The following is a 19,664-nucleotide window of genomic DNA, read 5'->3' on the forward strand; positions in this document are numbered from 1 at the left end:
GGAATCATGGACAATTTCGAGCTGATCTGCCCGGCGGGGACGCCGGCCGCGCTGCGCGCCGCCGTCGATGCCGGGGCCGATGCCGTCTATCTCGGCTTCCGGGACGAAACCAACGCCCGCAATTTTCCGGGGCTGAACTTCACCCGGCAGGATGTCGCCGATGCGGTGGATTACGCCCATGCGCGCCGCGTCGAGGTCTATGTCGCCATCAACACCTATCCGCAGGCGGGCAATCTCGGCCCCTGGCAGAAGGCGGTGGACGATGCGGCGCGGTTGAAGGTGGATGCCGTCATCCTGGCCGATCCGGGGCTGCTGGCCTATGCCGCCAAGCGGCATCCCGACCTGCGGCTGCACCTGTCGGTCCAGGCCTCCGCCGCCAATGTCGAGGCGATCCGGCTGTACCGCGATGCCTTCGGTGTGCGGCGCGTCGTGCTGCCGCGCGTGCTGACGGTGCCGGAAATCGCCAAGCTGAACGCCGAGATCGACATCGAGACCGAGGTGTTCGTCTTCGGCGGGCTCTGCCCGATGGCGGAGGGGCGCTGTTCGCTGTCCTCCTACGCCACCGGCCTGTCGCCCAACAAGCAGGGCGTCTGTTCGCCGGCCAACCATGTCCGCTACGAGCAGCGGGGCGGCGCGCTGGCCTCCACGCTGGGCGGCTTCACCATCAACGTGTTCGGCGAGGGCGAGCAGGCCGGCTATCCGACGCTGTGCAAGGGCCGCTTCGTCGCTGGTGACGGCGCCGGGGAGGGGCCGGCCTATCTGTTCGAGGAGCCGACCAGCCTGAACGCGATGGACCTGCTGCCGGAACTGAAGGCGGCCGGCGTGCGGGCGCTGAAGATCGAGGGACGGCAGCGCGGCAAGGCCTATATCGCCGCGGTGGTGCGTGCCTATCGCGAGGCGCTGGAGAGTTTCGCCGCCGGGCGGCCGGTGTCGCACATCGATCTGCAGGCGATGGTCGAGGGCGGAACCCAGACCACCGGTGCCTATACCCGCGGATGGCGGTGAGGAGTTTTACGGAATGACTGCTTCACTCACTTTGGGGCCGGTGCTGTTCAACTGGCCGGTCGACCGCTGGCGCGACTTCTACGCCCGCATCGCCGACGAGGCGCCGGTGGACACGGTGATCGTCGGCGAGATCGTCTGCTTCAAGCGGGCGCCCTTCTTCGCCGAGGCGATGGGGGACGTGATCGAACGGCTGAGCGCCGCCGGCAAGACGGTGTGGCTCGCCAGCCCGATCCTGGTCGGCAGCGAGCGCGAACGGGCGGCGATGCGCGATCTGGTGGAGTCCGATGCCGGGCTGCCCGACGGCGGCCTGATCGAGGCGAACGACATGGGGGCGCTGGCCCTGCTGGCCGGGCGGCCCCATGCGGTCGGGCCGACGATCAACGTCTACAACGAGGCGACGCTGGGCTGGATGGCCGGGCGCGGCGCGGAGGCGGTGTCGCTGCCGGCGGAACTGCCGGCTGCCACCGTCGCGGTGCTGGCCAAGGCCGGCCGGGAACTGGGGGTGGAGACCGAGGTGCAGGTCTGGGGACGGGCGCCGCTCGCCATCTCGGCCCGCTGCTATCACGCGCGCGCCCATGGGCTGCACAAGGACGGCTGCCAGTTCGTCTGCGGCAACGACCCGGACGGCATGCCGGTGACGACGATGGACGGCCAGCCGTTCCTGACCGTCAACGGGACGCAGACGATGTCGCACGGCTGTTTGTGCCTGGCGGCGGAGATGAATGAATTGGTGGAGATGGGGGTTTCGCGCTTCCGCCTGTCGCCGCAGGCGATGGACATGGTGCGCGTCGCCGAGGCGTTCCGGGCGGTGCTGGATGGGCAGCGCGACGGGGCGGAGGTCGCCGCGGAACTGGGCGGGCTGATCGACGCGCCGCTGGTGAACGGGTTCTACCACGACACCGCGGGGGCGCTGCGGGTGGCGTGAGGGGGCGGGGGGTGCTGCGGTGGGTGCGGTGCCCCCTCCCTAACCCTCCCCCACCTTCGGTGGGAGAGGGAACTGCCGCCGCTTTGGCAGATAAGTCACGCTGACAAGCATCCTGCCCCCTCTCCCACCGAAGGTGGGGGAGGGATGGGGAGGGGGCACCCGTCGCATGCGCTCAAGCCATCACGCGATCGGCTTGCGATCCTCGTCCTCGTCCTTCAGGCCGGCCTTGAAGCTCTTGATGCCCTTGGCGAAGTCGCCCATCACGGACGGCAGCTTGCCGGCGCCGAACAGCAGGAGGACGACCAGCAGCACGATGGCCCAGTGGAACAGGCTGAAGCTTCCCATGACGATGATCCGATCTCTTTAGGCCGGCAGCCGCAGGATGCGGCCGTCGGAATGGGTGAAGCGGGCGGTGACGCCGGGATAGGCGGCCAGGATGGCCGGAACCCGATCCGCCGGCACCACCGACAGCGCGGTCGACAGGGCGTCGGCCGTCGTGGCGTCCGGTGCCTGCACGGTAACCGCCAGCCACTGGGCGGCGCAAGTGCCGCTCGCCGGGTCGAACAGGTGGGTGAAACGGCCCGCCGTGTCGAAACGGGTGCCGTATCCGCCAGAGGTCGCCATCGCGCCGTCGGTCAGTTCGACCGTGGCGGTGGTGCGGTCCGGGTTGCCGGGATCGGCGAGGCCGACGGTCCAGGGACGGCCGGAGGGATGATGCCCCAGCGCGCGCAACTCGCCCATGTCGACCAGTACATGCCCCAGGCCCTCCGCCTTCAGCCGTTCGGTGACGCGGTCGGTGATGTAGCCCTGGGCGATGCCGTTCAAGGTCACCGCCATGCCGCCGGCGGCGAAGGCGATGCGGTCGGGCTCCACCCGCAGGGCGCGGACATCGACCAGCGCGCGGGCGGCGCGGACGGCACCCGCCGGCGGGCCGGCGGGGTCGGCGTCCGGGCGCTCGAAATGGCCGGCATAGAGCTGCCACAGCGGCTGCACCGTGGGATCGAAGGCGCCGCCGGTGTTGCGGGCGGCGGCGGCGGCCTCGGAGAGAAGCCGCACGAGGTCGGCGGGGGGCGAGTCCAGCACGCCGTCGCGGTTGAGGCGGCGCAACGCGGAGTCGGCGCGGTAGAGGCTGAAGACGCGCTCCAGACGGGCGACTTCCTCCAGGCTCAGCGCGATCAGGCGGTCGGCTTCGGCCGGGTCGGGATGGGCGATGCTCAGGCTGGCGTCGGCGCCGAGCGCCACGCCGCGCCAGACGCGGACGGGAACTCCTTCAGCGCGCAGCAGGCGGTGCGGCAACAGCGAGAGGCCGGCGGCGACGGCGCCGATGGCGAGGAAGCGGCGTCTGGCCAGGGGACGGGTGAAGACGGTCTGCATCAATGCTCTCCCTCGGCCATGGTGGCGGCGGGCGGGGCGAGGATCTGGTCCTCGGGCACGTCGGCGAAGCGCAGGACCTTGCCGCCGTTGGCCTGGGCGAAGCGCTCGGCCGCCGATTTGTCGGAGAAGGGATAGGGGTCGGCGTCGCCCATGCCACCGCGGAGCTTGCTGCCGAGGACGTACCAGGCCTGGCGCGCTTCGACCCAGGCGGTCATGTCGGGGGCGGCGGGATCGGTCGCCTTGGCCACGTCGGTGACATAGATCGCGCTGATCTCCTTCGGCTCCTCCGGCAGCATGGTGAAGGCGAAGGTGTCGCGGACGGAGGACAGCCAGATCGGCCGCGCTTCCCCCTTCACCAGGATCTGGCCCTTGGGACCGGGATGGTCGGCGAGGTTCATGCCGCAGTAATGGCCGACGGCGTCGGCGGTCAGGGTGACCGGCGGCGGCGGAGCGATCTCCGCCTTCTCCTGCTTGCAGGCGGCGAGCGGCAGCAGCAGGGCGGCGGCGAGAAGGGCGGTTCGCAGGGTACGCATCAGATCTGCTTCCTCGAAAAGAGGGCGGCGGCCAGCGCCAGCGGGGCGGCGATCCAGCCGGCCATCACCGCCAGCAGAAGCGGGACCGACAGCTGGACATGGGCGGCGAGGCCGGCGGTGCCGGCGAAGGCGCTGACGCCCTTGAAGCCGGTGAGGTTGAACAGGCGGTAGGCGTCGGCCGGGTTTGCGAGCAGCAGCCAGTTCAGCGCCTCCACCCCCAGGCCGCTGCCGCTGGCGAGGATGCCCAGCAGCGCCATGTCGTAGAGCAGGACGAAGCCGAGCCACACCGCCACGGCGATGCCGGCCGCCGTGCCGCGGTCGCGGACGATGGTGGAGGCGAGATAGCCGAGCGCGGTGAAGGCGGCGCCCAGCATGACGCTGGACCCGATCATCGAGGCGAAGGCGCGCCAGCTTTCCGGACCGATGGCGGTGTTGCCCATGGCGAGCGCGACGCCGGCGGCGCCGTAGCCGACCACGGTCGCCAGCGCGATCACCGCGGCATGGCCGAGGAACTTGCCGAGCAGCAGCTGCCAGCGCGCCACCGGGTAGGACAGCAGCAGGGTCATGGTGCCGCGGTCGATCTCCCCCACCACGGCGTCGAAGGACAGCAGCAGGGCGATCAGCGGCAGGAGGAAGATGGTCAGGCTCGACAGGCTGACGATGGTGACCTCGACCGGGCCGACGCCGACCGTGCCGGTGGGGACGGATCCCAGGAAGCTCAGCGTCAGGGCCAGCGCGGCCATCAGCAGGGTGGTGGCGACGACCCAGCGGTTGCGGGTCGCCTCGCGCAGTTCCTTGCCGGCGACGATCAGAAGCGTGTTCATTCGGCGGCCTCCCGGCGCAGGAAATGGGCGTACATCTCGTCAAGGCTGGGCTGGACGATCTCGATGTCGGCGACCGTGGGACCGTCGCAGGTGATGCGGCGGACCAGACCGACCTTGTCGTCGTTGGCGCAGGCCAGTTCGACCACGCCGCCGGCCAGACGGGTCAGGGCGGCGCCCTCCCCCACCCTGGCCGCGAGTGCGTCGATGTCGTCGGTCGGCAGGGTCAGGCGGATGCGCACCGGAAGCTGGGCGAGGCTGCGCAGGGTGGCGAGCGAGCCGTCGGCGACCTTGCGGCCGCGGTTCATCACCACGACGCGGTCGGCCTGCCCTTCCAGCTCGGTCAGGGCGTGGCTGCACAGCAGGATCGTGGTGCCCTGGTCGCGCAGTTCGGCGACGATGGCGTAGAAGCTCTGGCGCAGGGCCGGGTCGAGGCCGGTGGTCGGTTCGTCGAGGAACAGCAGCTTCGGGCCGCCGAGCAGGGACTGGGCCAGGGCCAGACGCTGGCGCATGCCCTTGGAATAGGTGGAGACGCGGCGCTTGATCGCGGCGGGTTCCAGCCCGACCTTCTCGAACAGGGCGTCGTTGCCGCGGCGCGGGGCGCCCTTCAGCCGGGCGTAGAAGTCCAGCGTTTCCCGCCCCGTCATGTTGGGGTGGAAGGCGACGTTTTCCGGCAGGAAGCCGATCTGGCGGCGGATGTGGGAGCAGGCGGCGCTGGCCGGGTCGCCGCCCAGCACGCGGATGCGTCCCTCCGTCGGGGTGGTCAGGCCGAGCATCAGCTTGATGAGGGAGCTTTTGCCGGCGCCATTGTGGCCGACCATCGCCACGCATTCGCCGGGCGCCAGCGTCAGGTCCACACCGCGCACCGCCTCGGTCTCGCCATAGCGCTTGGTGACGCCCTGCACCTCTGCGGTGAAGTCGGTCATGGCTGTTTCCTTTCGGCAGTCTGGACGGAACTTGGCATGGGAGGAGGCGCCATCAGCGGGGCGCTGTCGATCACGCCGCCGGGATGCAGGGCCGGGAACTGCTTCTGCGCCCAGCGGATCACCTGGACGCCGGGGCTGTTCATCAGCAGCTTGGCCGCCGGATATTCCCACATCACCCGGTCGACCACGTCGTTGGGGCGATAGGGCTCGTCGGAGATGCCGTCGCCGTTCAGGTCGAAGGCCGCATTGTCGGACCAGTAGTTGCCGCGCCCATTCTCCGACCAGTCGAGATAACGGGTGCCGACATATTTGACCTGGGTACGGTTGCCGATGAAGGCGTTGCCGGTCAGGCTGTTGCGCTCCGACCCGGCGGTGAAATGGACGCCGATCTCGCAGCCCTCGAACCGGTTGCCGGTGAAGCGGTTCTTGTTGGCGTTGTAGATGAAGACGCATTTCCAGGTGCCGCTGCGCAGACGGTCGCTCATCGCCTCGCTGTCGCGGGGGATGTCGTTGTCGGGCAGCGCCTCGCCGCTGTCGGAGACCGCGCCGGCGAAGCTGCCTTCGATCACGTTGCCTTCGATGCGCGAGCCGTTGGCGCTGTTCAGCATCAGCCCATGTTCGCGGTCGGCCTTGGAGCGGTTGTTGCGGATCAGCAGGTTGTTGGAGAACATCACCGCATAGCCGACATTGTTCCCGATGGAGACGTTGTCGGTCAGCTCGGAATCGTTCGTATACATGTAATGGACGGCGAACCGGACACGCTCGAACCGGTTGCCGGAGAAGACGTTCTTGCGGGACGAGGTGGTGAACAGCCCGTCGCGTCCCTCGCGCACGCTGTTGTCGAGCACGCGGGTGCCCGGCGCGTTCCACAGCTGGATGCCGTTGCCGCGTTCCGACACGCGAAGGTCGGTGCGGCCGACGATGTCGTTGCGGCGGACCAGGCTGTCGGCGGCGCCCCAGATATAGACGCCGATCAGGTTGTCGCGCAGCCGGTTGTCCTCGACCACGGCGCCGCGCGCCTCCTTGCCGAGGAAGATGCCGGAATTCTGGTCGATCAGGCTGAGGCCGGAATTGCGGATCTCGAGGTTCCGCACGGTGACGTCGGGAGCGAGCACGGTGAGCGTGCTGTCCTTGCCGTTGCCGTCGATGACGGCGCCCGGTTCGCCGGTCAGGGTGACCGGGGTGCGGACCGTCAGCGGCCCGGGATGAACGCCGGTGGCCAGCACCAGCGTATCCCCCGGAGCCGCCGAGGCCAGCGCCGCCTGCAAACTGCCCGGTGCCACCGTCACCGTGGCGGCGGCCAGCGGTTCCGTCACCAGGGCAAGTGTGACACCGAGCAGGATGGAGAGGCGGTGACGCATGGGGTGCTCTCGGAACTGTGACGAGTGCCCCACCCGCCCCCGCCCCTGGAGGGGTGGAGGCGGGTGGAGCGTCGCGGGTCAGGTGGAGGACGGCTCGACGATCATGCGGCCGGCCATTTCCATGTGCAGAGCATGGCAGAACCACTGGCAATAGTACCAGTGCACGCCCGGACGGTCGGCGGTGAAGGTGACCGAGGCGGTCGCCTGCGGGCCGACTTCCATGCAGACGCCGTAGTTGGTGATGCTGAAGCCGTGGGTCAGGTCGTCGATGTCGTCCATGTTGGTCACATAGACGGTCACCTCGTCACCCTGCTTGACCGTGAACTCCTCCAGCCCGAAGGCCGGGGCACGCTGCCACATGTAGACGCGGACCTTCTTGCCGTCGCGGATGACCTTGGTGTCATCCTCCAGCACCACGCCGTCCTTCTTGGCCTGCTGGCGCGCCTCTTCCCACATCGGGTCGTTGCGGTCATAGACCGAGCGCGGGTTCACCTTGGAGCGGTGGACGATCAGCGTGTCGTGCGGCTCGGCGAAGGTGGGGCCGTCATGCACCAGCTTCATCTCGTCGCCGGAGATGTCGATCAGCTGGTCGTTCTCCGGCTTCAGCGGGCCGACGTTGAGGAAGCGGTCCTTGGAGAACTTGTTCAGCGACACCAGCCACTTGCCATCGGCCTCCTTGGTCTCGCCCATGGAGGTGTGGTTGTGGCCGGGCTGATACTGGACGTCCAGCTTCTGGACGATCGGGTCGACCTTCTCGCCCTTGTAGGCACGCCGCGCCTTGTCGATGTTCCACTTCACCAGCTGGCTGTCGAGGAACAGGGTGGTGTAGGCGTTGCCGCGGCCGTCATAGGCGGTGTGGAGAGGCCCGAGGCCCAGCTGCGGCTCGGCGACGACGACGTCGCGCGGCTTGATCTTGTCGTCGAACAGATCATCCAGCAGGCGCACGTCGAACACGGTGACGGTCGGCGACAGCTTGCCGTTCACGGTGACGTGGATGCCGTCCGGAGCGGCGTTGATGCCGTGCGGGTTGGCGGGCACCGGGATGTAGCGGGTGAAGGCGCTGCCGTGGCGGCCGTCGACCACCGGCACGCCGTTCACCAACGGGATCTTGCCGGACTTCACCGCCTCGTCGATGCGCTTCAGGTTGAAGACGACGACCCAATCCTGCTCGGCGCTGGTCATCTCCGCCGCCGTGACGCCCTCTTCGGAGTCGTAGCAGGTGGAGAAGGCGTATTTGCCCTGATAGTCGGCGTCGGTGTTGTCGAGGTTGCCGTCGACCCAGACCTGCCACGCGATCTTCATCGTGTCGCCGTCGATGGCGGTGAAGTGCGACTTGTAGGCCTTCGTGTTGGTCAGGTCGCGGCCATCATTCGGGGTCGGCACGCGCTGTTCGCCGTTGGCGAAGACATAGCCGGTGCGCGGGTAGCGCTGCGGACGCAGACCGTGGATGGCGGCGGCGTTCGGGATCTCGATGATGGTGTCGGTCTTCATGATGTCGCAGCGGATGCGCGCGACACGGGTATTGGCCTTGTCGTTGATGAAGATGTAACGGCCGTCATAGGTGCCGTCGGTGAAGGACATGTGCGGGTGGTGGGCGTCGCCGTTCAGATAGATGCCGCCGCGCGTCTCCAGGAACTTCTTGGTTTCCGGGAGCATGTGCTCGGTCAGGATCTTCCGGCTTTCGTTGGTCATGCCCCAGCCGGTGGCGGAGCAGCGGTTGAACACCGGAATGCGCATCAGTTCGCGCATCGACGGCAGGCCGAGGATGCGGACTTCGCCCGAATGCCCGCCGGAATGGAAGGCGTAATATTCGTCGAGATCGCCCGGCTTCACCTCGGCGTTGAGGTGGCCGGCCTGGGCGTTGGCCGCCAGGGCTTCGGTGGCACCGAACAGGGCGCTGCCCGCGATGCCGCCAGCGGTCGCACCGCCGACCGCGCCGGTCAGCCCGGCAAGCGCCGCGGCCTTCGCCGTTCCGCCCAGTAGAGCACGGCGGTTGACGCCTGCCGTGTTGTTGGTCTCACTCGACATAGTCTGCTCCTTCGCTGACCCCGCTTTTGGGGTTGTCATGAGACCCGTTGCGACCGGGTCCCGTTATGGGGATGAGGGGATGGCGGTCAGGACTGGTGCGGCCGGATCGTCAGCCGGCCGGTGGCCGGATCGGCGGTGGACACCGTGCTGCGGGAGGCGGCGCCTGCGGGGGCGGGCTGGGCCGCAGCCGCGGCCGCGGCTTCCTTTTCCGCCGCCAGCCGGGCCTCGGCGGCCTGCCACTTCTCGCGCTTCTGCCGCTTCTGGATCATGACCGGGCATTTGTGGTCGTGGTGGTAGAGCATCTGGCAGTGCAGGCACTGGATGCATTCGTTGGGGTTGATCGAGCCGTCGGGGTGGATGGCCTGGACCGGGCATTCGTTGCCGCAACGCTGGCAGGGGCTGCCGCATTCCTTGTAGCGGCGCAGCCAGTCGAACATCCGCAGCCGGCCGGGGATCGCCAGCGCCGCGCCCAGCGGGCAGAGATAGCGGCAGAAGAAGCGTTCGATGAACAGGCCCGCCGCCAGCAGCGCCACGGCGAAGGCGACGAACCACCAGTCGCGGACGAAATGCAGGATGATGGCGGTCTTGAACGGCTCGATCTCCGCCGCCTTCTCCGCGGTGCCCAGCGATTGCAGCGACAGGGCGAACAGCATCAGGAAGATGATGTATTTGATCGGCCACAGGCGCTGGTGCAGGCCGAAGGGCACGGTGATCTGGCGGATGCCGATCTTCTTCGCCGCCTTCGACAGCAGTTCCTGCAGCGAGCCGAACGGGCAGAGCCAGCCGCAGAAGGCGCCCCGGCCCCAGAACAGCAGCGACGCCGCCACCGAGAACCACAGGATGAACACCAGCGGGTCCATCATGAAATAGTCCCAGCGGAAATCGGTGCGCAGCGCGTTGGCGAAGGTCAGGACGTTGACAACCGACAGCTGGGCCGTGGCGTACCAGCCGAGCCAGACCAGGGTGAAGACCAGATAGGCCGTCCGCACCCGCTCATACAGCGCCGGACGCTTGGTCAGCTGGTCCTGGAAGAAGAAGATGCCGGTCAGCAGAAGGATGGCGACGGACAGGATGGCGACATCGACCTTCCGGTTCTGCCAGATGCGCTGCCACAGCGGCGTTTCGGCGGCTTCCTCCGCCTCCGCCGCACCGGCGGCCTGGATGGCGGCGCTGTGGCTGGCGGATTGGGCGGACGCCGGTGCGGCGGCCGATGCCGGGGCCGGGGCCGGAGCGGCCGGCTTTTCGGTCTTCAGGAACTTGTCGGGCGGCTGGTAGCCGAGGTCGAAGGTGACGAACACCTTGTCGAGCGCCGCGATGGCGCGCTGGACCAGCAGCTGCAGGCGCCAGGAGTCGGCCGGGTTGAACTCCGCATTCTCCGGCAGGACGAACAGGCCGATTTCCGGGAAATCGGGGGCGCCGGCGGCGGCGACGCTGCCCAGGCGCTTGTGCATCTTGTCGCGGAAGCGGACGGAGCCCTCATGCTGCACCAGTTCGATGCGGTCGAAGATGCCGCCGCGGACATAGCCCGAGCCTTTGAAGGAATAGCGCCCCTGCCCAGCCACCAGGATCGCCTGCTGGCCCGGCTTCAGCTGCTTGGTCAGGGTCTCGTACTCCGCATCGCCCAGCAGCGAGCGGCCGATGGTGGGAATGGTCACCAGGGCGGCATAGAGGTCGATGAAGGTCTCGTCGGGGCTGCCGGCCTCGGCGCGGGCGATGGCCTCCGCCTTGCCGGTCTTCTCGAAGGCGGCGTTCACCTCCCCCACCGTCAGGGTCAGCCGGCGCACCGATCCGTCGCCGATCAGGGTCGCCCAGTCCTCGACCCCGGTCTTCGACAGGTCGATGGCCTTGGTCACGACCGGTTCCGCGTCCGTCCCGCCCTGCCCCAGCGACTGCATCACCTTCTTGCCGGAGCGGATGATGGAATCGCCGATGACCATCACGGTCACCGTCGCACCCGACACGATGTCGACCGGCGGGCTGGCGGCGCTCTGGCTGGCGAGCTGCAGCACGTTCTTGCCGACATAGCCGTTGATGAAGCCGTTGATGCGGGCCGGCGGGATGCCGATCAGCACGATGGGCTCGTGATGGTCCATCAGCCGGGCGCCGGTCACCGTGCCGTCCGCCGCCAGCCCGACCACCACGTCGATCGGCCGGCCCGAATAGCCGGTGGTGTTGACATAGTCCGACGTCAGAAAGGCGTGGCCCACCACGGCGTCGCCCTTGTAGACGGGGACGGTGGGGGCGTTCGGGGTGGGCTTGCCGAAGCGGTCGGCGCCGGGGACGAGATCGGAAGGCTGCAGCTTCGCCAGATAAGGCAGCAGCCGGCCGCTCTCGGCCGCCTCGGCCGCGGCAATGCCGGTCAGCAGCAAAAGGACGGCGACAAGTGCCGATCCCACCCAACGTTGCAAACGCGTGAACCTCACGACGGCCATCCTCCGGCTTTCGCCAATTGGCTTCGGTGTTTCCGGCGGATCAAATACCCAGCCAGCGCGTAAGGACTTGACCAAGGTCAAGAGTTCGGCGGATCGCCGTACGAATTGCGCCAGATCAACAACTTTTGGCTGGGGTTGTGATTTGGCCCGAGAAATACCCTCTCTGGCTGTGTGGCTTCCTTTCTCCCCAGAAGTGGAGGGGGATGGGGAATTACTCGCCTGATGGCATACTCCCTAGGGGCAGTGGGCTGCTGCGAGACGTTTCCAGCAATTTGCGGTTGGAACGGTCAGCCCGAGATAAAGCGGAAGGCCACATCCCATGAGCGCAGCCCGGCAAGGCAGCCCAGCCCGCAATGTCGATGCCTCCACCTCTGCCGACCCGCGCCCGCCGGTTGACCAAGGCACCCGCCGGCGCGAGATCGCGATGTTCCTGCTGCTGGCGGTGTTCATCTGGCCGGTGCTGTCGATCGCCGTGGTCGGCGGCTATGGCTTCATCGTCTGGATGTCGCAGATGATCCTGGGTCCGCCCGGTCCGCCGCCGGTCTGACGGAGGGACCGTCCCATGGCCGATGATGGCTTAGATGGTCGATCCATAGACCGGGGAAGGCGGGGCCTCCTGCGCGGTCGGCCGGCGGCAGGGCCGGCGCCGATCCACCCCCCCTGGTCCCGTCCCGATTATTTTACCGCGCTCTGCACCCGCTGCGGCGCCTGTGCCGCGGCCTGTCCCGAGGCGATCCTGCGGCCCGGCGACGGCGGCTATCCCGAGGTCGATTTCACGCGCGGGGAATGCAGCTTCTGCGGCGCCTGCGCCGATGCCTGCGCCGAGCCGATCTTCGACCGGACGGCGCCGCCCTGGGCGTTGCGGGCGAGCGTCTCGCCATCCTGCCTTGCGGTGCAGAGGGTGGTGTGCCGGAGCTGCCAGGACGCCTGCCCGGAAGGGGCGATCCGTTTCCAACCGGCGGCCGGCGGGGCCGCCCATGCCCGCATCGACGAGGCGGCCTGCACCGGCTGTGGCGCCTGCGTCGCCGCCTGCCCGTCCGGCGCCGTCACCCTCACCCACCAGACCGCCCCTCACAAGACCGGGAGCCCAAGCCATGCCGTTCGATGACATCACGGGATTGGGGACGAGCGCCGAACGGCATCTCGCCTCGCTGCTGCTGCATGTGCGGCCGGACCGGCAGGCGATGGTGCGCGCCGCCATCGCCACCCTGCCCGGCACCGAACTCCACATCGAACAGGCCGGCAAGATGGTGGTCACCGTCGAGGGACCGCATGAGGGCTGGATCGCCGACCGCATGACCGCGCTGCACCTGCTGGACGGCGTGTTCTCCGCCGTCATGGTCTTTCACCACATCGACCGGGGGCACATCGACCGCACGGAGGTGGAGGCCGCCGAAGGGAGCTAGCCCTGCCCTGCCCTGCCAGCCGGATCCGAACACCAGAAGAAGAAGGGGGATGCCCATGTTGGACCGTCGCGACTTCATCAAGGCCCAGGCGGTGGCCGCCGCTGCCGCCGCCGGGGGCATCAGCCTGCCGGCCGCCGCACAAAGCTCGCTGGTGGCGGGCGAGGACACCGCGCTGAAATGGTCGAAGGCGCCCTGCCGGTTCTGCGGCACCGGATGCGGCGTGATGGTCGCGACTAAGGACAACCGCGTCGTCGCCACCCACGGCGACATGCAGGCGGAGGTGAACCGCGGCCTGAACTGCGTGAAGGGCTATTTCCTGTCGAAGATCATGTATGGCGAGGACCGGCTGACCCAGCCGCTGCTGCGCATGCGCGACGGGCAATATCATAAGGAGGGCGAGTTCCAGCCGGTGTCGTGGGACCGCGCCTTCGACGAGATGGCCCGCCAGTGGAAGCGGGTGCTGAAGGAGAAGGGGCCGGAGGCGGTCGGCATGTTCGGCTCCGGGCAATGGACGATCTGGGAGGGCTATGCCGCGACGAAGCTGATGCGCGCCGGCTTCCGCACCAACAACCTTGACCCCAACGCCCGCCACTGCATGGCGTCGGCCGCCGTCGCCTTCATCCGCACCTTCGGCATGGACGAGCCGATGGGCTGCTACGACGATTTCGAGAATGCCGACGCCTTCGTCCTCTGGGGCTCCAACATGGCGGAGATGCACCCCATCCTGTGGACCCGCGTCACCGACCGCCGGCTGGCGCACCAGCATGTCAAAGTGGCGGTGCTGTCGACCTTCGAGCATCGCAGCTTCGAGCTGGCCGACATCCCGATGATCTTCACGCCGGGGACCGATCTGGCGATCCTGAACTTCATCGCCAACCACATCATCCAGACCAACCGGGTGAACAGGGAGTTCGTCGAAAAGCACTGCAACTTCCGGCTCGGCCAGAAGGACATCGGCTATGGGCTGCGGCCGGAGAATGTGCTGGAGGTGCGGGCGGCCAACGCCAAGGACCCGACCGATTCCAAGCCCATCGATTTCGACGCCTTCGCCAAGTTCGTCAGCACCTACACGGCGGATTACACGGCGGAGCTGACGGGAGTGCCGAAGGAGCGGCTGACCGCGTTGGCGGAACTGTATGCCGACCCGAAGACCAAGGTCATGTCGCTGTGGACCATGGGGTTCAACCAGCATGTCCGCGGCGTCTGGGCCAACCACATGGTCTACAACATCCATCTGCTGACCGGGAAAATCTCCCAGCCGGGGAACGGTCCTTTCTCGCTGACCGGGCAGCCGTCGGCCTGCGGCACCGCGCGCGAGGTCGGGACCTTCGCCCACCGGCTGCCTGCCGACATGCAGGTCACCAACCCGACCCACCGTGCCCATGCGGAGGAGGCGTGGAAGCTGCCGAAGGACCTGCTGCCGGGCAAGATCGGCTATCACGCCGTGCTGATGGACCGGATGCTGAAGGACGGCAAGCTGAACGCCTACTGGATCATGGTGAACAACAACCTGCAGGCGGCACCGAACAGCGCCAACGAGACCTATCCCGGTTACCGCAACCCGGACAATTTCATCGTGGTGTCGGACGCCTACCCCACCGTCACCGCGTCCGCCGCCGACCTGATCCTGCCGGCGGCGATGTGGGTGGAGAAGGAAGGCGCCTACGGCAACGCCGAACGCCGCACCCATTTCTGGCACCAGCTGGTCACTGCACCGGGGGAGGCGCGGTCGGATCTGTGGCAGCTGATGGAGTTCTCCAAGCGCTTCACCACCGACGAGGTGTGGCCGGCGGCGGTGCTGGACGCCAACCCGTCCTATCGCGGCAAGACGCTGTTCGACGTGCTGTACCGCAACGGCACCGTCGACCGCTTTCCGCTGTCGGACGTCGATCAGGACTATGCCAACGACGAAGCCAAGCATTTCGGCTTCTACGTCCAGAAGGGGTTGTTCGAGGAGTATGCCGATTTCGGGCGCGGGCACGGCCATGATCTGGCGCCCTTCGACACCTATCATCAGGTGCGCGGCCTGCGCTGGCCGGTGGTGGACGGCAAGGAGACGCGCTGGCGCTACCGCGAGGGCTACGACCCCTTCGTGAAGACGGGCGAGGACGTGCGGTTCTACGGCAACCCGGACGGCAAGGCCAACGTCTTCGCCTTCCCCTACGAGCCGCCGGCGGAGGCGCCCGACCATGACTTCGACCTGTGGCTGGTGACGGGGCGCGTGCTGGAGCATTGGCACAGCGGGTCGATGACCATGCGGGTGCCGGAGCTGTACAAGGCGATGCCGATGGCCCTGGTCTTCATGCATCCCGACGATGCCAAGGCGCGGGGCTTGCGCCGCGGATCGGAGGTGAAGGTGGTCTCCCGCCGCGGCGAAATGCTGACGCGGGTGGAGACGCGCGGGCGCAACAAGCCGCCGCGCGGCGTGGTGTTCGTGCCGTGGTTCGACTCCGCCCGGCTCATCAACAAATGCACGCTGGACGCCACCGACCCAATCAGCAAGCAGACCGACTTCAAGAAGTGCGCCGTCAAGATCGTCGCTGCCTGAGGGAGGAGTTGAGCCATGCGACCCCATCACCTTGCCGCGCTGGCGGCTCTGCCCTTCCTCGTGCCGGCGGTTCTGTCGGCGCAAGGTACGCCCGCGCTGCGCCTGGACTCGCCGTTCCGGCCGCCGGTCAATTTCGTCGAGCAGAACCCTGCCCCGCCGATCCCGCCGGACGTCACCGACGACCGCCGCGTCGCCCGCAATTACCCGGAGCAGCCGCCGGTGATCCCACACAATGTCCGTGATTACCAGATCACGCTGAACAACAACCAGTGCCTGACCTGCCACAGCCGCCGCTTCACCGAGGCGGTGCAGGCGCCGATGGTCAGCATCACCCATTACGTCGACCGTGAGGGCCAGACGCTGGGCGCCGTGTCGCCGCGGCGGTATTTCTGCATGCAGTGCCATGTGCCGCAGACCACGGCCCAGCCCATCGTCCCGAATACCTTCAAGGATCTCGACAGTCTGGTCAGCCGGCCGTCGGACCGGGGGGATCGTCGATGAAACCGCGGGTTCCGGTGTCGCTGAAAAAGGCGTGGCAGACCTTCTCCCGTCCCAGCCGGACCTTCAGCCTGGGCTTCCTGACGCTGGGCGGCTTCATCGCCGGCGTGATGTTCTGGGGCGGCTTCAACACCGCGTTGGAGGCCACCAACAAGGAAGCCTTCTGCATCGGCTGTCACGAGATGCAGGCGAACCCTTATGAGGAGATGAAGCAGACCATCCACTTCACCAACAGGTCGGGCGTGCGGGCGACCTGCCCCGACTGCCATGTGCCGCATCAGTGGACCGACAAGATCGCCCGCAAGATGCAGGCGTCGAAGGAGGTCTGGGGCAAGATCTTCGGCACCATCGACACGCGCGACAAGTTTCTGGCGAAGCGCCGCGAACTGGCCGAGCATGAGTGGGCGCGGCTGAAGGCGAACAACTCGCTGGAATGCCGCAACTGCCACAGCGCCGATTCGATGGACATCACCAAGCAGGGGGCGCGGGCGGCGCGCATCCATGAACAGTACCTGTTCACCGGGGAGCGCACCTGCATCGACTGCCACAAGGGCATCGCCCACCGCCTGCCCGACATGCAGGGCGTGCCGCCGGGTTGGAGCGAGGCGTCCGACAACCCGCAGAAGCCGATCGGGCATTGGCTGGCGAATGCGGGCGGGGAGGGGAGGTGATCTGAGATTCCCTCTCCCGGGGCGGGAGAGGGCGATTTTGGAAGAGTTCAATCCTGGTCGGAATCCGACCACCCTTCGCGCGGTGGTCGGATTCCGACCAGTCTTACTTTCCGGCTCCGGCCAGGATGGCGTCGATGGCGGTGCGCATGTCGGCCAGCGCCTGCCGGTCGGTGTCGGACAGCGGCTGCGGCTTGGCCTGAAGTTCCTGCAGCATGTCGCGGGCCTGGAAGACCGGCTTGGAGACGCGCTTGGGCAGGGCGCTGGACGCGATGCCGGCGGGGACGCTGACCGGTTCGCGCCTGGGCTGGGCGGCGGCCGGGGAGGGCGGGGAACCGGCCTCGGCGCGCTTCAGCTTTTCCCAGGCGCGGAGCTGCTCGTCCTGGTCGTCGATGGCGGCCAGCGCCTCCAGCTTCGCCTTGGTCGGGCGGAGCAGGGGATAGTCCTCGCGGATCGCCGGGGCCAGACGCTGGAAGGACAGCATCATGGTGACGTAGGTCTTCTTGCGGCCGAGCGCCTCGGCAAGCTGGCGGTGGGAATAGCCGTGCCGTTCGGCCAGTCGGGCCAGCGCGTCGGATTCCTCCAGCGGGTTCAGGTCGCTGCGCTGGAGGTTTTCGACGATGGCGATCTCCTCGTCGTCGTCACCGGTGAACAGGATGCCGAAGATGGTCTCCCGTCCCAAGAGCCGCATCGCCCGCAGCCGCCGCTCGCCATAGACCAGCTGCCAGCTGTCGTCGGCCGTCTGGCGAACGCCGATCGGTTGTTGCAACCCGTGACGCTCGATGGAGGCGGACAGCCCGCGCAGTTCCTCCTCGTCGAACTCGCGGCGCGGCTGGTTCGGGTTGGGGGCGATGCGGTCGACCGGCACCTCGACCAGATGCGGCGCGTGGCGGCTGAGGCCGAACAGCGCGTCCTTCATCCTTGCGGCTGCGGTGGCGCTCTGCGCCGGCTTGGTTGCCTTGCCGAGAAGACTACGCGACACGGTCGACCTCCTTGATGCGGGCGGTGCGTTCCTCGACCAGGGCGGAGGCGACGTCGCGATAGACGGCGGCGCCGGCCACGTCCGGCATCGCTTCCACCGCCGCGCGGCCGACCGAGGTCGCCTGGGCATAGACCGACGCCTTCGGCACCGGATCGAACACCCGCAGATGCGGGCCGTACTGTTCCTGGATCTGCTCCAGAACCTCGCGGTCGTTGCGTTCCCGCTGCTTGAAGATGGTCGGCACGATGCCGAGCACGCCGAGCGCGGTGTTCATCCGCCGGCGGATCTTCGCGACGTTTTCCAGCAGGAAGGCCATGCCGAGCAGGCTGAACTTCTCGGTCTGGCAGGGGATGATCGCGGTGTGGGCGGCGACCATGGCGTTCTTGGTCAGCTCGCCGATGTTGGGCGGCGTGTCGATGACGATGAAGTCGAAGCTGCGCTTCGCCGCGGCGATCTTCTCCTTCATGATGAAGTCGCCACCGGCTTCCTTGCCCAGCTCCACCTCCGTCTCGGCAAGCCGGATGGAGGAGGGGGCGACGCGCAGGCCGCTTTCCGGCACGGTGACCAGGATGTCGTCCAGTTCCAGGTCGCCATGCATGACGTAGTAGAGGGTCTTGCCCTCCGTCTCCATCGTGTAGGAATCGATGCCGAGATGCTGGGTGGCGTTGGCCTGCGGATCGCAGTCGATCAGCATGGTCGAATAGCCCTTCAGTGCCAGGGCCGAGGCGATGTTCACCGCCGACACCGTCTTGGCGCAGCCGCCCTTCTGGTTCGCCACGACGACGACCAGTGCAGGGCCGCCCAGCCTTTCCGGCTCCGGCCCGGCGATCTCGCGCGTCATCAGCGCATCGACGGCCGCCGGGATGCGCTCCGCGTCGTTTTCCCAGCGGCTGATCTTCTGCTTGTCATAGCGGCGCTGCAGCCGCCCGTTCAGCCAGACGGCGAATTCGGACTGCGACAGTCCTTTCGCTTCCCGTTGGGTCCGCAACTCCTCGCCCTTCACCGTCCCCTCCCCAGCATGAACAGGGCCGGAGGGTAGGGGTAGATGCTACAATGGTCAAGGAGGCCGTTGGGAGAGCGTGGCGGCAGACCTTCCAGAAGACGTGGTCCGGCCGGCACGGAGCGCCTCCACGGGGCTTATCCCGTCGAACTCGCCGTCCGCGATCTGCCGCCAGGCCCTGAGCATCCAGGGTTTTCCACCGGCAGGGTCGCCCACGCACAATTGTTTGACCAAGATCAAGACTCTCGGACCCGGTTTCTCCGATGCTTCCGACGTCGGGACCCACACGGCTCCCGGTCTCGATTTCGAACAGGGAGACCCTTCATGGCGAAGCTTCTGGACGGCAAGGTCGCCGTCGTCACCGGCGGCAGCAGCGGCATCGGCGCATCCATTGTCGAGCGCTATCTGGCCGAGGGTGCCAAGGTCGCCGTCTTCGCCCGCAGCGTCGGGGCGCTTCAGGACCTCGCCGCACGGAACCCCGATCAGGTGCTGGCCGTGCCCGGCGACGTCACCGTGCGCGCCGACCTCGAGCGACTGGTCGCGGCGACGGTCGAGCGCTTCGGCGGGGTGGACGTGGTGGTGCCGAACGCCGGGGTCGCCAAGGTGGTCTCCTTCGCCGACAGCGACGAACAGGCCATCCAAGAGCAGTTCTCGGTCAATTTCGTCGGGGCGCTGCAGACCGCGCGGCTGTTCCTGCCGCACATGCGCCGGGGCGGCTCGATCGTCTTCGTCACCACATTCCTGGTGCAGGTCGGCTTCCCCGGTCTGGCGATCTACAGCGCCAGCAAGGCGGCGCTGACCTCGGCGACCAAGACACTGGCGGCCGAACTGGCACCGCAGGGCATCCGGGTGAATGCCGTCGCCCCCGGCCCGATCGCCACGCCGATCTGGAGCAAGGTCGGCCTGCCCGAGGACGTGCTGGGCCAGGTCGCCGCCACCGTCACGGCCCGGTTGTTCCCCGGTGCGTTCGGCGCCCCGGAGAGCATCGCCGACGCGGCGCTGTTCCTCGCCTCCGATCAGGCAAAGAACATCTACGGCCAGGAGCTGGTGGTCGACGGCGGCTATACGGTGGGATGAGCAACTGTCTTGTTCATGTGTTGGTGGGAATGGCTGCCAGTGCGTCACGGACCCGAGCGTTGAGAATTGTCAGCATTTTG

At 67.8% G+C, this 19,664-nt stretch carries 18 protein-coding genes and 1 pseudogene; 9 read left to right on the forward strand and 10 right to left on the reverse strand.

Annotation, left to right across the window (positions count from 1 at the left end; all coding sequences use genetic code 11):
- The first annotated feature begins 6 nt into the window (after positions 1-6).
- On the forward strand, positions 7-1,005 hold the full coding sequence (locus tag TSH20_RS16420) for a peptidase U32 family protein (protein WP_085082836.1): 999 nt from the start codon (positions 7-9) through the stop codon (positions 1,003-1,005).
- Between the two features lie 13 nt (positions 1,006-1,018).
- On the forward strand, positions 1,019-1,930 hold the full coding sequence (locus TSH20_RS16425) for a U32 family peptidase (RefSeq protein ID WP_085082834.1): 912 nt from the start codon (positions 1,019-1,021) through the stop codon (positions 1,928-1,930).
- Between the two features lie 201 nt (positions 1,931-2,131).
- Here the strand turns inward: TSH20_RS16425 and TSH20_RS16430 are convergent.
- From TSH20_RS16430 to TSH20_RS16465, 8 genes and pseudogenes are all read right to left on the reverse strand, one after another.
- Positions 2,132-2,275: pseudogene (locus TSH20_RS16430) on the reverse strand (twin-arginine translocase TatA/TatE family subunit); the annotation flags it as partial.
- An 18-nt stretch (positions 2,276-2,293) separates the two neighbouring features.
- On the reverse strand, positions 2,294-3,304 hold the full coding sequence (locus TSH20_RS16435) for an FAD:protein FMN transferase (RefSeq protein WP_109075751.1): 1,011 nt from the start codon (positions 3,302-3,304) through the stop codon (positions 2,294-2,296).
- Positions 3,304-3,837, reverse strand: a complete 534-nt coding sequence (locus TSH20_RS16440) for a nitrous oxide reductase accessory protein NosL (protein WP_109075752.1) — start codon at positions 3,835-3,837, stop codon at positions 3,304-3,306. The genes TSH20_RS16435 and TSH20_RS16440 overlap by 1 nt, the downstream gene beginning before the upstream one ends.
- Positions 3,837-4,661 (reverse strand): ABC transporter permease subunit, encoded by an 825-nt coding sequence (locus tag TSH20_RS16445; RefSeq protein ID WP_109075753.1) that lies wholly within the window; start codon positions 4,659-4,661, stop codon positions 3,837-3,839. Before TSH20_RS16445 ends, TSH20_RS16440 begins: the two co-directional genes overlap by 1 nt.
- Positions 4,658-5,584 (reverse strand): ABC transporter ATP-binding protein, encoded by a 927-nt coding sequence (locus TSH20_RS16450; RefSeq protein WP_085082824.1) that lies wholly within the window; start codon positions 5,582-5,584, stop codon positions 4,658-4,660. The genes TSH20_RS16445 and TSH20_RS16450 overlap by 4 nt, the downstream gene beginning before the upstream one ends.
- The gene (locus TSH20_RS16455; RefSeq protein WP_109075754.1) at positions 5,581-6,945 is read right to left on the reverse strand and encodes a nitrous oxide reductase family maturation protein NosD; all 1,365 of its coding nucleotides are present in this window, start codon (positions 6,943-6,945) and stop codon (positions 5,581-5,583) included. Before TSH20_RS16455 ends, TSH20_RS16450 begins: the two co-directional genes overlap by 4 nt.
- 78 nt (positions 6,946-7,023) lie before the next feature.
- Complete coding sequence (gene nosZ, locus TSH20_RS16460; protein ID WP_085082820.1) at positions 7,024-8,973, reverse strand: TAT-dependent nitrous-oxide reductase; 1,950 nt, start codon at positions 8,971-8,973, stop codon at positions 7,024-7,026.
- 86 nt (positions 8,974-9,059) lie between these two features.
- A complete protein-coding gene (locus TSH20_RS16465; protein ID WP_085082818.1) occupies positions 9,060-11,405 on the reverse strand; it encodes a NosR/NirI family protein in 2,346 nt (781 codons plus the stop codon).
- A 319-nt stretch (positions 11,406-11,724) separates the two neighbouring features.
- Here TSH20_RS16465 and napE point away from each other — a divergent pair, with 319 nt between their 5' ends.
- The 6 genes from napE to TSH20_RS16495 are packed head-to-tail and all read left to right on the forward strand — an operon-like array spanning position 11,725 to position 16,528.
- Positions 11,725-11,952, forward strand: coding sequence for a periplasmic nitrate reductase, NapE protein (gene napE / locus TSH20_RS16470; RefSeq protein WP_085082816.1), 228 nt, complete (start codon positions 11,725-11,727; stop codon positions 11,950-11,952).
- Between the two features lie 15 nt (positions 11,953-11,967).
- Positions 11,968-12,513: a ferredoxin-type protein NapF gene (napF, locus tag TSH20_RS16475; RefSeq protein ID WP_085082814.1), complete on the forward strand. Its 546-nt coding sequence runs from the start codon at positions 11,968-11,970 to the stop codon at positions 12,511-12,513.
- Entirely contained in the window at positions 12,500-12,811 is a 312-nt protein-coding gene (locus TSH20_RS16480) for a chaperone NapD (RefSeq protein WP_085082812.1), read from the forward strand. The genes napF and TSH20_RS16480 overlap by 14 nt, the downstream gene beginning before the upstream one ends.
- Positions 12,812-12,866: 55 nt before the next feature.
- Positions 12,867-15,359 (forward strand): periplasmic nitrate reductase subunit alpha, encoded by a 2,493-nt coding sequence (gene napA, locus TSH20_RS16485; RefSeq protein WP_109075756.1) that lies wholly within the window; start codon positions 12,867-12,869, stop codon positions 15,357-15,359.
- A 15-nt stretch (positions 15,360-15,374) separates the two neighbouring features.
- Positions 15,375-15,860 carry a nitrate reductase cytochrome c-type subunit gene (locus tag TSH20_RS16490; RefSeq protein WP_085082807.1) on the forward strand — a complete coding sequence of 162 codons (486 nt, stop codon included), beginning with the start codon at positions 15,375-15,377 and terminating at the stop codon, positions 15,858-15,860.
- Positions 15,857-16,528 (forward strand): cytochrome c3 family protein, encoded by a 672-nt coding sequence (locus tag TSH20_RS16495; protein WP_085082805.1) that lies wholly within the window; start codon positions 15,857-15,859, stop codon positions 16,526-16,528. The genes TSH20_RS16490 and TSH20_RS16495 overlap by 4 nt, the downstream gene beginning before the upstream one ends.
- A gap of 103 nt (positions 16,529-16,631) precedes the next feature.
- Here the strand turns inward: TSH20_RS16495 and TSH20_RS16500 are convergent, their stop codons facing one another.
- Positions 16,632-17,507 carry a ParB/RepB/Spo0J family partition protein gene (locus tag TSH20_RS16500; RefSeq protein WP_244560502.1) on the reverse strand — a complete coding sequence of 292 codons (876 nt, stop codon included), beginning with the start codon at positions 17,505-17,507 and terminating at the stop codon, positions 16,632-16,634.
- Positions 17,497-18,510 (reverse strand): AAA family ATPase, encoded by a 1,014-nt coding sequence (locus tag TSH20_RS16505; protein ID WP_085082800.1) that lies wholly within the window; start codon positions 18,508-18,510, stop codon positions 17,497-17,499. The genes TSH20_RS16500 and TSH20_RS16505 overlap by 11 nt, the downstream gene beginning before the upstream one ends.
- A gap of 321 nt (positions 18,511-18,831) precedes the next feature.
- Here TSH20_RS16505 and TSH20_RS16510 point away from each other — a divergent pair, with 321 nt between their 5' ends.
- The gene (locus TSH20_RS16510; RefSeq protein ID WP_085082798.1) at positions 18,832-19,584 is read left to right on the forward strand and encodes an SDR family oxidoreductase; all 753 of its coding nucleotides are present in this window, start codon (positions 18,832-18,834) and stop codon (positions 19,582-19,584) included.
- Positions 19,585-19,664: the final 80 nt, after the last annotated feature.

It is taken from the genome of Azospirillum sp. TSH20 (genome assembly GCF_003115935.1).
In the GTDB taxonomy this organism is placed as follows: domain Bacteria; phylum Pseudomonadota; class Alphaproteobacteria; order Azospirillales; family Azospirillaceae; genus Azospirillum.